At 38.9% G+C, this 14,408-nt stretch carries 9 protein-coding genes; 5 read left to right on the top strand and 4 right to left on the bottom strand.

The window, feature by feature from the left end; genetic code table 11:
• Nucleotides 1–187 precede the first annotated feature (187 nt).
• Both M9892_04345 and M9892_04340 read left to right on the top strand, forming a co-directional pair.
• Nucleotides 188–1,504, top strand: a complete 1,317-nt coding sequence (locus M9892_04345; protein ID MCO5253581.1) for a T9SS type A sorting domain-containing protein — start codon at nt 188–190, stop codon at nt 1,502–1,504.
• Between the two features lie 290 nt (nt 1,505–1,794).
• Nucleotides 1,795–3,750, top strand: coding sequence for a hypothetical protein (locus M9892_04340; GenBank protein MCO5253580.1), 1,956 nt, complete (start codon nt 1,795–1,797; stop codon nt 3,748–3,750).
• Between the two features lie 29 nt (nt 3,751–3,779).
• Here the strand turns inward: M9892_04340 and recG are convergent, their stop codons facing one another.
• Entirely contained in the window at nt 3,780–5,891 is a 2,112-nt protein-coding gene (gene recG, locus M9892_04335) for an ATP-dependent DNA helicase RecG (GenBank protein MCO5253579.1), read from the bottom strand.
• A gap of 118 nt (nt 5,892–6,009) precedes the next feature.
• Here recG and odhB point away from each other — a divergent pair, with 118 nt between their 5' ends.
• The 3 genes from odhB (at nt 6,010) to pruA (ending at nt 9,971) form a co-directional block, all read left to right on the top strand.
• Complete coding sequence (gene odhB, locus M9892_04330; protein MCO5253578.1) at nt 6,010–7,299, top strand: 2-oxoglutarate dehydrogenase complex dihydrolipoyllysine-residue succinyltransferase; 1,290 nt, start codon at nt 6,010–6,012, stop codon at nt 7,297–7,299.
• Nucleotides 7,300–7,530: 231 nt separating this feature from the next.
• Nucleotides 7,531–8,304 carry an enoyl-CoA hydratase-related protein gene (locus tag M9892_04325; GenBank protein MCO5253577.1) on the top strand — a complete coding sequence of 258 codons (774 nt, stop codon included), beginning with the start codon at nt 7,531–7,533 and terminating at the stop codon, nt 8,302–8,304.
• A gap of 35 nt (nt 8,305–8,339) precedes the next feature.
• Nucleotides 8,340–9,971, top strand: coding sequence for an L-glutamate gamma-semialdehyde dehydrogenase (gene pruA / locus M9892_04320; protein ID MCO5253576.1), 1,632 nt, complete (start codon nt 8,340–8,342; stop codon nt 9,969–9,971).
• 64 nt (nt 9,972–10,035) lie between these two features.
• On the opposite strand, the gene cmk is transcribed toward pruA, so the two are convergent.
• The 3 genes from cmk to lon form a co-directional block, all read right to left on the bottom strand.
• Nucleotides 10,036–10,743 carry a (d)CMP kinase gene (gene cmk, locus M9892_04315; protein MCO5253575.1) on the bottom strand — a complete coding sequence of 236 codons (708 nt, stop codon included), beginning with the start codon at nt 10,741–10,743 and terminating at the stop codon, nt 10,036–10,038.
• A 3-nt stretch (nt 10,744–10,746) separates the two neighbouring features.
• Nucleotides 10,747–11,787, bottom strand: a complete 1,041-nt coding sequence (porQ, locus tag M9892_04310; GenBank protein MCO5253574.1) for a type IX secretion system protein PorQ — start codon at nt 11,785–11,787, stop codon at nt 10,747–10,749.
• 83 nt (nt 11,788–11,870) lie between these two features.
• Nucleotides 11,871–14,375: an endopeptidase La gene (gene lon / locus M9892_04305; protein MCO5253573.1), complete on the bottom strand. Its 2,505-nt coding sequence runs from the start codon at nt 14,373–14,375 to the stop codon at nt 11,871–11,873.
• Between the last annotated feature and the right edge of the window lie 33 nt (nt 14,376–14,408).

Raw genomic sequence — 14,408 nt, 5'->3', positions numbered from 1 at the left:
CGTATGCAAACGTAATTAATTTGTAAGAAAACTTAGAGGTGAAAAAAGGGTGAAGGCTGTTTTTTTTTGTATAATAATTTGTGTAAAATAAAAAAGGAGTTATCTTTGCGTAAGGGAAATTTGATTTTATACTTTTATTTTTGATGGTCTTTGTTTGAATTTTTCATTTATTTAGCTTGGAATCAATATGGTATATATTAGTTATAAAAGGTATGCTCAGTTGATATTACTGGTAATATTGTTATTATTCGGTACTTCTCTTGTTAAGGCTCAGTGTGTGCTACCCACCTATGATGTTGTCATCGGGACTCCTACGACTGGGGTGAGTTGGACACCCAGTGGCAGTGGAGTTACGGGAGGAACAAGACAGAGAGTAGTACAAATTCATTCGAGTCCGGATGTGTTTATGAGGATTACATGGGTTGCACGCTCTTCTTCCTCTGTTACGCTTTCAAATTGGGATCAAACACCTGCAGGTCCTTTAGACAAAACAAGAGGATATAATGAACCTTGGCAGCCGATGGTCAGATTTCCGAGTTCTTCCTCAGCGACTGACACAGCTTGGGCTGAATTTTTTGTGGAATTTGCATCTAAAAACGGCAGCGGTTCTAATAGCTTTGATAATAATCTGGATACTTTAGCTTGTCTGCCGGTTACGGTAGTTGACTTGGATGGAAGTGGAAGCAGTACGGGAAATAATGCTTTTCAGGAAATTAATTATGTGAGCGCTCCCTCAATGCCCTTTGGGATACCCGGTTCTACCATTTCATCCGGTATAATTGGAAGTTGGGTTGTAAATGTGAGCGACTTCCCCGTATTTAACAATATTGACACCATAAACAAAGTGGCTATGGTTCAGATGAACTTTTCGAATGTCCAATATTTTTACATGAGGGCAGGTGTGATAGGTAAAAGGAGAAATAACCCTACCGAAAGACAATATTCTTTTTGGCTCAGACCTTTTGACTCATTGACAGTCTATCTGCCCGTACACTATGAGAGTCAAACTTTGACAGGCACAGAAACCCAGATTATATATGATTGGGTAACGGCTTCTGAGCAGAATAACAATTATTTTGATGTTGAAAAATCTACAGATGGTGTATTTTGGCAGAAAATAGGCAAGGTTGACGGATGTGGTTCCTGCGAAAGTGCTGCATACAGATTCATTGATGAGTCTCCTTTTAACGGCTATAATTTATACCGACTCAAACAGGTGGATATGGATAATAAATTTCAGTATTCACCCATAGTTAAATATTATTGGTCAGGGAATGAAATGGGAGTTTCAATTTCTCCTAACCCCACCTCTGATAGATTTGATATTGCAGGGGTGCACGAGCCTAATATCAAAATATTTTCTGCACTTGGCAACCTTGTACTTGAGCAATATAAAACCCAGTCTGTTGATATGACAGATTTGCCACCGGGTGTGTATTTTGTTGAAATAACTCATGGTATAGGAGAAGGCAAATCCACTATTCACAGAGTAATTAAGCAGTAATTAACCTTATGTTGCGGTGTTGGAGAGCTATCTGCATGTGACTCCGCCTTGACTTTCACTGCCTTTACTTGGTATTTGATTTTTTTTGAATTGTTTTTAGATAGTTGAGTTGACAATTCTGTCAACTTGTTTTATACACGCAATCTAATCATTACGCAGAACACTTTAAGAACCTTGTGTAGAAAGCTGAATGTATTTTATTGTTCAAAAAATATCGCAAACACATAAGGTAACAACATCACTGTGTCTATAAAGTTTAATAGATTGTATTAACATTGCAGTGGTTACTCATGTTCGCAAATAACAAAGCTCAATTTTTGGTACTATGCGTTATTATTGCTTCATTCTTTGTGCTTACACAATGCACAGGGAGTATTAAGTCGCACGATAAATCAAATGCCGCAAACTTTGAAAGTCCATATCTGAATACACATGACTCTGTAAAATATGTTGGCAGCCAGGTTTGCAGACAATGTCATGAAGACAAGTTTGAACAATTTTCTCATACCGAAATGGGAATGTCTTTTGGGAAAGCAACAAAACAAAAGAGTGCAAGTTTTGGACATGGTGATGGTCACGTGTATGATACACTCAAAGATTTGCACTATACCTCATTTTGGGAAGGGGATATTTTCTTTATCAAAGAATTCAGACTGTTGAATGACGATACTGTCTATCAGCGCAAAGAAAAGATTGATTATATCATCGGGTCCGGACATCATACCAACTCACACATGATTATTAGAAACGGATTTCTTTTTCAGGCACCCATGACATTTTACACCCAAAGCGGAATGTGGGATTTGCCACCGGGATTCAGAGGTAATAATCCTCGTTTTGAAAGAAGAATCGAATCCGAGTGCATGACCTGTCACAATGCGTACCCAACACCCGACCAGCTATCAGATAATCGATATTTTGAAATTCCCGAAGGTATTAATTGTGAACGATGTCATGGTCCGGGGGAATTGCATGTTGCTCGCAGGCTGACAAGCAGATTTGTTCAAGACCCCTATCAGTTTGACTCTTCTATTGTCAATCCACGCAAACTTCCTTATAAGTTACAGACCGATGTTTGTCAAAGATGTCATTTGCAGGGAGATAATGTGCTCAAACCCGGAAAAACTTTTTATGATTTCAGACCAGGTATGCCACTGAGTTCAATTTTTACGGTGTTTATGCCGGAATACAGTGAAGATGAGGAATTTCGTATGGGGGCTCATTCCGAGCGTTTGCAAATGAGTCAGTGTTTTATTCAAAGCAATAAAGGCAACGAAGAAAACTTTAATTCTAATATGAGTTTCACTTGTATCACCTGTCACGACCCGCATGTAAGCGTACGTTCAATGACGGATGCACACTTTAATCAAACTTGTCAAAGCTGTCATACAACTCCCAAAACCGTATGTTCTGAAGATAAGAACAAAATAAAATTGCAAAACAATAACTGTGTTTCCTGTCACATGCCCAGAAGCGGAGCCGTTGATATTCCTCATGTTACTGTGCATGACCATTTTATTAGAAAAAATTATGACCGCAAGAGCACACATGGGCAAGGGAAATTGTTGGGTTTGCGCTCTGTCAATATTAAGCAAGCAGATGTGACAAGCACTTTTGCAGGATATGTGTCTTATTATGAAAAATTTGAACACAATCCTTTCTATCTGCAAAAGGCAAAAACACTCTATAACCAACTTGGAAATTCGCAGTATGCTATCATTCTCAAAATCTATTTTCATTATACTGCTAACGAGTTTGTTCAAATACCTGCACTTGCCGGCAAGATTAATCGAGACTCTGTCTCGGATGCATGGACTTTTTATCGAATTGCAAAGTCTTTTGAAAATATAAATAACAAACTTCTTGCATTGGAATGGATGAAAGAAGCTGTAAAAATTAAACCACATTTTTCACCCTTTATGGATGCGCTGATATCACTTGAGATTGACTTGAAACATTATGGAAAAGCACAATCAGATTTGACTGCTTTGTTCAAACTCGATGCGCGAGATGATATTGCGATGGGGTTACAATCCAAGCTTTACTATCTGACAGGTGATATTAAAAATGCAAATCAAACTGCACTTAGGACGTTAAAACTCAATCCTGATAACGCCATAGCGTTGGAAATCTTGATACGGATTGCAGATGCAAGTGGAAATAGACCATCTCTTTATGAGTATTGGAAACAAAGATTGGAAGCCGGTGGATTTATGACAAATGAAGCGAATGACAAGCGAGGATGATGTTCTCGAGATTTTTAAAACGATACGACTTAAGATATTTTACTCCAAAAATTGTCTTTGCTATGTGAAAGTAAATAGCTTTTAAGCATTGCATTCTCAGGCTTGCCCAGTGTGGAATCTTCGCGCAAAACATAAGCAGCCGCTTGTTTTCCAAGAAATATAAAATAATCGTCTTTTGCCAGGTCTAAAAACTTAAAGTCCGGCAGACCACTTTGTTTGGTGCCAAGCAAATCTCCCGGTCCTCTTTGTTTCAAGTCAATTTTGGCAATCTCAAACCCATCGTTGTGACGCACCATGGCGTTCATGCGTTCATTGGCTGTTTTGCCAAGTTCATTTTCAGTCATTAAAATGCAATAACTCTGTTCTGCTCCACGCCCTACGCGCCCTCGTAGTTGGTGAAGTTGCGATAATCCAAATCTGTCTGCATTTTCAATTATCATAACACTGGCATTAGGAACATTAACCCCAACTTCAATCACGGTGGTGGCAACCATGATATGTGCAATCCCGTCTTTAAAACGTTGCATCTCTTTCTCTTTTTCTTCAGGTCGCATCTGACCGTGTACTATTGCAATCCTGTATTGAGGTGTGGGGAAATAGCTCTCCACCATATCATATCCTTCCATGAGGTTTTTGAGGTCTAATGCCTGACTTTCATTTATCAATGGAAAAACGAAGTAAATTTGTCTTCCTTTCTCAATTTCATTTTTGATAAAGGACATAATACCCAATCTGTCTTTTTCTTCTTTGTGCACTGTCACTATGGGTTTGCGACCGGCCGGAAGTTCGTCCAAAATGCTGTGGTCGGACTCTCCGTGAGCAGTCATGGCAAGTGTTCGAGGAATAGGAGTGGCGGTCATTACAAGAATATGTGGCGAAGGATTTGACTTGAGCCAAAGTTTCGATCTTTGAGCTACTCCAAATCGGTGTTGTTCATCAATGACAACCAAACCGAGTTTATTAAAAACTACCCTGTCTTCTAATATAGCATGTGTTCCTGTTATGAGAGACAATTTTCCTTCGGCAAGGTCTTGCAACATATCTTCGCGTTCTTTGTTAGGTGTGGAACCTGTTAGCAGTGCAACCTTAAGCCCGAGCGGAATAGCCCATTCTTGGAGTGATTCATAATGTTGCTGGCATAGGATTTCTGTAGGTGCTAGCATACAAGCCTGAAAACCGTTGTCAATAGCAAGTAACATGGAGATAAATGCCACTATGGTTTTACCGCTGCCCACATCTCCCTGCAAAAGGCGGTTCATCTGTGCACCGCTTTTCATATCTGTCCAAATTTCTTTAATAACGCGCTTTTGTGCATCTGTCAAGGAAAAAGGAAGGTGTTTGTTGTAGAACTCATTGAAAAAATAACCCGGTTTAATAATATTGGGACCAACAGAACTTTTTATTCTGGTGAGTCGGGTTCTTTCGCTTCGCAACTGAAATAGGAAAATTTCCTCAAATTTAAAGCGATCAAACGCTTTCTGTGCAAGTTCCAATGTGACAGGAAAATGAAGAGATTTATAGGCATCTGCACGAGAAGGAAGTTCCATTTTTTCAATAATTTTCTTTGGAATAAATTCCGGCATATCGAAATTTACATGGTTGATTGCTGTTTTGCTCAGCTCTGAAATAAATTTTGAGTCAATCTTGGACGCTTTTAACTTTTCGGTGAGAGGGTATATTGGAATAAATCCTTTAGATTCCTCTTTTTTATTGGGATCATAGACTTGTAGTTCGGGGTGCGACATTGACAGTACAGTCTTGAATTCAGTTACTCTGCCAAAAGCGGTGTAAACTTGACCTATAGTCAAGGATTTCTTTACCCAAGGAATGGAACGAAACCAGACAAGTTCCATACAACCGGTGGCATCACAGAAAACAGCTTTCAACCTCTGTGCATTTTTAGTACCTAACACTTCTACAGATTCAATTCTGCCGCGAACCTGTACTTGTTCCGAACCTGGTTGCAAATCAGCGATATTCACATGGGAGGTTTTGTTCAAATAGCGAATGGGAGTGTGATTTAACAGGTCGCCTATTGTAATGATTCCAATTTCTTTTTGTAATAAGCTAAGTCGTGAAGTGCTGTAATTGCCCAGCGCACTGATGTTTAATTTCTCAAATTCAGACAAGTCCGTTTTCACGCCTGAAAATTAAGAAGAATCTTCTGATTGCAAACCTTTCAAACTTAATTACTCGATACACAAATTATCCCTAATTTTGCACGGTAACTTTCAAATACTTTAATTAGTCAAAATAAAAATGTCATTAGAAATAAAAGTTCCTTCGCCAGGAGAGTCAATCAGTGAAGTAACCATATCAAAACTACTTGTAAATGTAGGCGATTACGTTGAATTAGATCAGCCTATCATTGAGGTTGAATCCGAAAAAGCTACGCTCGAAATTAATGCTGAAAAAGCAGGTATAATCGAAAAATTTACTGCAGCGGAAGGTGATACCGTTAAAGTGGGCGATGTGGTGGCGAAGATTGATACCACTGCAAAAGCTCCTGAAAAAGCAGTAAATACCGAAGTGAAAGCGGCAGTCATCAAGCCGGAAGCTGTAAAAACAACTGTTGAGACTCCTGCAAAAGATTTGACAACCCAAAGCAAATCTGCACCCAAACAAGAACAACCGGTTGCAAAAGCAATCTATTCTGCAAGTCCTTTAGCCGAACAACTTTTAAAAGAATATGGGTTAAATGCATCACAAGTAAAAGGCAGTGGACTCAATGGAAGAATTACCAAAATGGATGTGTTGCAGGCTGCTGTTGAACATGGTGGAGGAAGTGCAAAGGGTGCAGGCTATTTAAAAGGAGACGGTGGCAGAGACGCGAAAAGAGAAAAAATGTCCAATCTGCGCAAAACCATTGCAAAACGTCTGGTGATGGCTAAGAATGAAACCGCGATGCTAACCACTTTCAATGAGGTAAACATGAAGCCTATCATGGATTTGAGAGCAAAATATAAAGATGCATTCAAAGAAAAGCACAATGTCAACTTGGGCTTCATGTCATTTTTTACCCGCGCTTGTGTATTAGCACTCCAAAAATGGCCTGCGGTCAATTCATTTATAGATGGAGATGAAATTGTTTTGAATGATTTTTATGATATTTCTATTGCAGTTTCGGGTCCTCGCGGATTGGTTGTGCCCGTTATCAGAAATGCAGAAACATTAACACTTGCCGAAATAGAAAGCGAGGTAAAAAGACTGGCTGTCAAAGCACGTGATAATAAACTTTCAATAGAAGAAATGACCGGAGGTACTTTCACAATCACCAATGGTGGGGTTTTCGGCTCAATGATGTCCACACCGATTATTAACCCTCCGCAATCCGCCATTTTGGGAATGCATAATATTGTTGAAAGACCTTGGGTAGAGAATGGCAAAATTGAAATTCGCCCCATTATGTATATTGCCCTTTCCTATGATCACAGAGTGATTGATGGGCGTGAGTCTGTCAGCTTCCTCTACATGGTTAAAACATTATTGGAAAACCCTGAAATGTTGCTCAATGGAAGCAATCCCGCAGTTGCCCTGTTGGATATCTAATCATTTATTTTTTGTTAAATATCTGAGCGTAGCTACTTGCGCTACACGGCAATCTTATTATTTGTGTTCAGATTGGGTTTGTTTCTCAATGAAAACTCCGTCTAATTGGTATTCATTGTATCTTGTAAATAGATTGCAATTTATTCTATTCATGCGGTCAATCAGTGAGTTTGTTGTCCTTTTTGTCCCTATTTTTTCTTAGCTTTGCAGTCCTTTTTTTAACGCAGAAACATGGAGTTTATACAAGTAGAAAAGAACATCCGACCTTATATTGCCCTCATTAGACTGAACCGTCCAAAAGAGTTGAATGCGCTCAATCTTCAACTTATGCAGGAGATAAAAAATGCACTCTTGGACTTGGACGAAGATGAAGATACAAGGGTTATTGTTATTACGGGAAATGAGCGTGCATTTGCTGCCGGTGCTGACATTAAACAAATGGCGGGCAGGGGTGCAGTTGATATGCTGAAAATAGACCAGTTTACTACTTGGGATACTATCCGAAAAACAAAGAAGCCAATTATAGCTGCTGTCAGTGGGTTCTGTCTCGGAGGCGGAAACGAACTTGCCATGGTTTGCGACATGATTATTGCGTCAGAAACCGCTCAATTTGGTCAGCCTGAAATTAATATAGGCGTGATGCCGGGTGCAGGCGGAACTCAAAGGCTTACAAGAGCAATAGGTAAAGCTAAGGCAATGGAATTAGTACTTACAGGAACTTTTATTTCTGCTGACGAAGCATTGAAATACGGATTAGTAAACAAAATAGTGCCGGTGGAAGTGTATCTTGATGAGGCTTTGAAATTAGCAGCAAAGATTGCTGAAAAGTCACCGATTGCAGTACAGATGGCTAAGGAAAGTGTTTTAAAAGCATTTGAAATGCCTTTGCAGGAAGCGTTATTTTTTGAACGCAAAAATTTCTATATGCTATTTGCTACCGAAGATCAAAAGGAAGGAATGGCTGCCTTTGTCGAAAAACGTAAAGCCAATTTTAAAGGAAAGTAATTGATTGATTTTTAACAGATAATAATATTAAAGAAATGAACGGATTTTTTAAAGTACCTACACCTCAAAATGAACCCGTGCTCAACTATGCACCGGGGTCTAAAGAAAGAAAAGAATTGAAAGCTGCAATAGCCGAATTGAGAAATCAGGTTATTGATATTCCTATGTTTATAGGAGGTAAAGAAATTAGAACCGGCAAAACCAAAGACATTTTTCCTCCACATGATTTGCATCACAAAATAGGAGTTTTCCATTCGGGAGATAAATCTCATGTAGAACAAGCTATCAATGCTGCATTGGCTGCCAAACCAAAGTGGGAAGCAATGGCATGGGAGCAACGCTCTGCTATTTTTCTGAAAGCAGCCGAACTTATCAGCGGTCCATATAGGGCAAAATTGAATGCTGCAACGATGTTAGCACAATCCAAGAACCCTTTTCAAGCTGAAATTGATGCAGTGTGTGAATTTGCTGACTTCTTGAGATTCAACATACAGTATATGACTGAAATATACAGTGAACAACCACCTGTAAACAGCAAGGGTATATGGAATCGATTGGAATATAGACCTCTGGAAGGATTTGTGTTTGCATTAACACCTTTTAATTTTACGTCTATTGCAGGTAATTTGCCAACAAGCCCAGCATTGATGGGTAATGTGACAGTTTGGAAACCTGCAAATTCACAAATTTATTCCGCACAAGTACTGATGGAAATTTTCCGCGAAGCCGGACTCCCTGATGGTGTTATTAACTTGATTTTCGTTGATGGACCATCTGCAGGGGATGTGATTTTCAGTCATCCTGACTTTGCCGGTATTCATTTTACGGGTTCTACCGGTGTGTTTCAGTCTGTTTGGAAGCAAATCGGAGATAATATTTCAAAATACAAATCTTATCCAAGAATAGTTGGAGAGACCGGTGGCAAAGACTTTGTAATAGCACACTCTTCTGCAAAAGCAAAAGAAGTGGCTACTGCCCTGGCAAGAGGCGCATTTGAATTTCAAGGTCAAAAATGCTCTGCTGCTTCACGTGCATATATTCCCTCTAACATTTGGAGTGAAGTTAAAACTGAGTTGGTATCACAACTTAAATCAATGAAGGTGGGTCCGGTTGAAGATTTTAGCAATTTTATTAATGCTGTGATTGACGAAAAGGCTTTTAATAAGATTGCAAATTATATAGACAATGCTAAGTCTTCTTCTGATGTTGAACTAGTTTTTGGAGGTAATCATGATAAAAGCAAAGGTTACTTTATAGACCCTACCGTTCTTTTAGCCAAAAATCCAAAGTATGTCACCATGTGCGAGGAAATTTTTGGACCTGTTTTGACTATATATGTTTATGATGCAAACAAGTTTGAAGAAACGCTTGAACTAGTGGATAATACTTCACCTTATGCATTGACGGGTAGTATTATGGGACAAGATCGATACGCGCTTGAATTAGCAACGACCAAATTGAGACATGCTGCGGGTAATTTTTATATAAATGACAAACCAACCGGAGCTGTTGTGGGGCAACAGCCATTTGGTGGCGCAAGAGCATCAGGAACAAATGACAAAGCAGGTGCTAAGGTTAATTTGCTAAGATGGACTTCACAAAGAACCATTAAAGAAACATTTACGCCTCCAATAGATTATAAATATCCTTTTTTGGAAGAAGAATAATTTAATTTCAAACTTATTGCTTGTATTGTTTGCGCCAATGCCTCAGGGTATTGGCGCAATTATTCTAAGGCAACCAAGATGACTTTGCCAATGCTTCATTTGCCCACTCCAATGCGATTTGCAGTTGCTCATCGCGAGTCAGGTTGCTATTGTCCAGCACACGTGCATCCTTTGCTTGTTTTAATGGACTGTCTTCTCTTGTAGAGTCAATATGGTCGCGCTCTCGCAGGCTTTTCGCTATTTCTTCAAGGGTAATATCACTGTGTTTTTCTTTGAGCTCCAAAAACCTTCTTTGTGCTCTTATTTCGGGTGAAGCGGTCATAAATATTTTCAGCTCCGCATCCGGCAGAACAACAGTTCCTATATCACGCCCATCCATTACCACACCCTTGTCTATGGCAATTTGTTGTTGCTGTTTGACCAAAAATTTACGCACAGAAGACAATTCGCTATAACGGCTGACATGCTTGTTGATTTCTTGGCTTCTAATAAGGGATTCAACATTATTTCCATTGAGATAAATTTCAAAATCAAGAGTCTTTGGGTTTTGTTTAAATGTAATGGTAGAATTGCGAATGAGTTCATCAATCGCTATGTTGTTATCTGATGAAATATTGTTTTGAAGAGCGTTCAATGTAAATGCGCGATACATTGCGCCTGTATCAATAAAGAGATAGTTAAAATGTTTTGCAAGGCTTTTTGCCATAGTTCCTTTGCCACATGCAGACCAACCATCAATCGCGATGTTTATTTTCTTGTGTGTCCTTGCCATTTTTTAATGATAAAATTCGTTGAGGTCAAGGATGACAGAGAAAAGGTTGGAATTGTATCCCGGGAAATATCCGGCACTACCATATTCAAATCTTATTTTTTTAATTTTAAAAGCGAAGCCCCATGAAAAACCTGCAACACCTTTTTTTACTTCGGTTCCTAATTCTTGTCTTCGTTGATGATTATAGCCAAAGCGAATGTTAAAATTCTCGCTAAGCAGGATTTCTCCTCCAACTGTAATATGCCTGATTATCTTATCTGCCAATGAAGGTTTGTGGTTTACAACTTGATTATTTTCATCTATTTTACGGTTGAAAGGGTCAGTATAATCATAAGTTAAATCAAACTTTTGCAAATCATGCAGCAAAACACTCACCCTAAACGGAGCATGTTTGGGTTTGAATGTAGTAGCAAAATTAAAATCAAATGGTAGTGATGCACGCTCAGTCCCTCTATATGAAAGTAGCTGATACCCGAGATTCCGCATTACAATTCCCATGGAATATCCGTTGGCAGTATCATTATAAAATCCACCTAAGTCAAATGCTATACCGGTGCCGGTATAGGTTTCCAAGGTGGAATAAATAACTTTGAATGTACTTCCCACACTGAATTTATCATTCAGTGGCTTGGCAGCACTCAGTCCAAACATCAAATCATTGGCTTTGAAACTGCCGGTACTTTCTCCGGTATAGTCATATCCGTCAAATTTTCCGTAATTCAAATAAAGAACTTGTCCTGCAAAGGTCCAAGCTTTGTCTGTGGAATTCAACTTTTTTGCATAAGAGAAGTGTCCGTAATTAATATCCGAGAAATAATTATTGTAGTTTAACGATATATTATTGTCATGTTGATGGTTAAGCACGGAAGGATTTGTCAAAGCGGTAGATAAGTCGGCATTGGGAATCGAGATAATAGTGCCTCCCATCCCTGTCGCATGGGCACTTGGGTCAAGTTTAAGAAATGGGAAAACTGAATTGCCGGCTAATTGTGCATGTACTTGCGAGCCTGCAAAGAGGAATGTGATTAAAAGAAATTTCTTCAAAAAGGATTTGTGTTGAATCACAGGCCAAACTTAGGGATTATTAGCTTAACTTAGTTCATGCAAATACAGATTGTATTTTGAAATTAATTCACCAAAACTTGTTTCTGTTGTTTCTCTTTGTCAAGAGCTTCTTGAACAGGGGCAAATAGATTTCTGGCATTTTTTACTTTATCCTTTGTTAAACCTAATTCTAAGACGTCCTTCATTGTTTTGACATAATTGAATTTCAAACCCTCCAAATAGCTCGCAGGAATATCCTCAACATCTTTCTGATTGCTCTTACACATAATGATTTCTTTGATTCCTGCGCGTTTGGCTGCTAATATTTTCTCTTTGATTCCACCTACAGGCAGTACAGCCCCACGCAAGGTAATTTCGCCTGTCATAGCAAGATGAGATTTAACTTTTCTTTGGGTAAATAACGAAGCTAATGCAGTCAAAATAGTAATACCAGCGCTGGGTCCATCTTTAGGAATTGCCCCGGCAGGGAAATGTATATGAATATCCCAATAAGAGAATGTGCGATAGTCAATTTCTAGTAAATCGCTATTTGATTTCAAGTAGGTTAAGGCGGTTGTTGCGGATTCTTTCATGACATCACCCAATTGTCCGGTGAGCGTGATTTTGCCGGTTCCACGCGCTAATGCAGTTTCAACAAATAAAATCGAGCCACCTACCGGAGACCAAGCCAAACCGGTTGCCAATCCTGCAATATCATTGTTTTCGTAATTTTCTTTTTCAAGTTTTTCTGTACCCAGAATTTTTTCAAGGTCTTCTGACGTAACATTGGGATTGTATGTTTCTTCCATAGCAATACTTTTAGCATTATGACGGGCTAAAGAAGCAATTTTTTTGTCCAAACCTCGCACACCGGATTCGCGTGTGTATTCTTCTGTCAATTTTTCAAGCACTTTCTCTGAAACCTTGAGTTCTGTGGCTTTTAATCCATGTAGTTTGCGTTGTTTAGGAATGAGGTATTTTTTTGCAATTTCAATTTTTTCTTCTACTGTATACCCATTGATTTCAATGATTTCCATCCTGTCCAACAAGGCTGATTGAATGGTGTCAAGTGAGTTTGCGGTGGCAATAAACATAACTTTGGATAAATCATAGTCAAGTTCAAGATAATTATCATGGAAGGCGTTGTTTTGTTCGGGGTCTAATACCTCAAGCAAAGCAGATGATGGGTCGCCTTTGAAATCTCTTCCCACTTTGTCAATTTCGTCAAGTACAAAAACAGGGTTAGATGTTTTAGCTTTTTTAATGTTTTGAATCACTCGTCCCGGCATTGCACCTATGTATGTTTTGCGGTGCCCTCTGATTTCTGATTCATCGTGTAAACCGCCCAATGACATACGAACATATTTCCTGCCAATGGCTTTGGCTATGCTTTTGCCTAAGGAAGTTTTTCCCACACCGGGAGGTCCTACAAGGCAAAGAATTGGGCTTTTCATGTCACCTTTGAGCTTCAGAACTGCCAAGTATTCTAAGATTCTTTTTTTAACTTTTTCTAAACCAAAGTGGTCTTTGTCCAACTGTTCCCGTGCAGACTTTAAGTTAAATTTGTCTTCACTGCATTCGTCCCAGGGCAAATCCAGCATGAGTTGAACATAATTGAGCGAAACAGAATAATCCGGTGCAGCAGGGTTGATTCGAAGTAGTTTTTCCAATTCTTTATCGAAGGCATCTTTTGTCTCTTTAGACCATTTTTTCTTTTTGCCTTTTGCGCGTAGGCTTTCCACTTCTTTATCGGGAGAATCACTACCTAATTCTTCGTGTATGGCTCTAATTTGTTGTTGAAGGAAATATTCGCGTTGTTGTTTGTCAATATCAAATTTTACTTTGGATTGTATCTTGTCTTTGAGCTCAAGCATCTGCATCTCTTTGGTCAAATGCTCAAGTACTAAAGTCGCTCTGTCAATGAGGTTGTTTTTTTCAAGTAAAACCTGTTTTTCAGCTATTGAAATATTCAGATTGCTTGCGATAAAGTTAACTAAAAATTGATTGCTGTCAATATTTTTGATAGCAAAAGCAGCTTCAGAAGGGATATTGGGAGAAAGTTCGATAATCTTTAATGCGATATCCTTGGTTGAAGAAATCAATGCTTTGAGTTCGCGTGAATCTTTTACAATTTCACCTTCAATAGCTTGAACTTTTGCAACTAAGTAAGGTTCAGATTTTATTTCTTCTGTTATCGTAAATCTGCGCTTACCTTGAATAATGACAGTAGTGTTACCATCGGGCATTCGCAATACACGCATGATTTGGGCAACAGTCCCAATATTATATAACTGAGAAATTTCAGGGTCTTCTTGATTGGGGTTGATTTGTCCGCAAACACCTATGATTTTGCTGCCTCGATTGGCATCTTTTATCAGTTTTATGGATTTGTCTCTGCCAACAGTAATAGGGAAAATTACACCCGGAAAGAGAATAGTGTTTCTAATCGGTAAAATTGGCAGGGTGTCGGGAATAGGTTGTTTATTCATTTCATCCTCTTCTTGTTGGGATAGAAGTGGTAAAAACTCTTGATTCTCAGACTCTTCAGTAATAAAACTTATGGGGTTCTCGTCAAACATGTGTTTCATAATTCTCGGTGGTCAATGAAGATTCAATCAATG

It is taken from the genome of Bacteroidota bacterium, assembly GCA_023957335.1.
Classification (GTDB): domain Bacteria; phylum Bacteroidota; class Bacteroidia; order NS11-12g; family UBA955; genus JALOAG01.
The sequence above is the reverse complement of the archived record's forward strand: the minus strand, read 5'-3'. Positions and strand labels throughout refer to the sequence as shown.

Excerpts from the sequence above, each read along its gene's own strand:
- M9892_04345 (MCO5253581.1), top strand. The coding sequence starts at position 188 with ATGGTATATATTAGTTATAAAAGGTATGCTCAGTTGATATTACTGGTA.
- M9892_04340 (MCO5253580.1), top strand. The coding sequence starts at position 1,795 with ATGTTCGCAAATAACAAAGCTCAATTTTTGGTACTATGCGTTATTATT.
- pruA (MCO5253576.1), top strand. The coding sequence starts at position 8,340 with ATGAACGGATTTTTTAAAGTACCTACACCTCAAAATGAACCCGTGCTC.
- odhB (MCO5253578.1), top strand. The coding sequence starts at position 6,010 with ATGTCATTAGAAATAAAAGTTCCTTCGCCAGGAGAGTCAATCAGTGAA.
- lon (MCO5253573.1), bottom strand. The coding sequence starts at position 14,375 with ATGAAACACATGTTTGACGAGAACCCCATAAGTTTTATTACTGAAGAG.
- M9892_04325 (MCO5253577.1), top strand. The coding sequence starts at position 7,531 with ATGGAGTTTATACAAGTAGAAAAGAACATCCGACCTTATATTGCCCTC.
- cmk (MCO5253575.1), bottom strand. The coding sequence starts at position 10,743 with ATGGCAAGGACACACAAGAAAATAAACATCGCGATTGATGGTTGGTCT.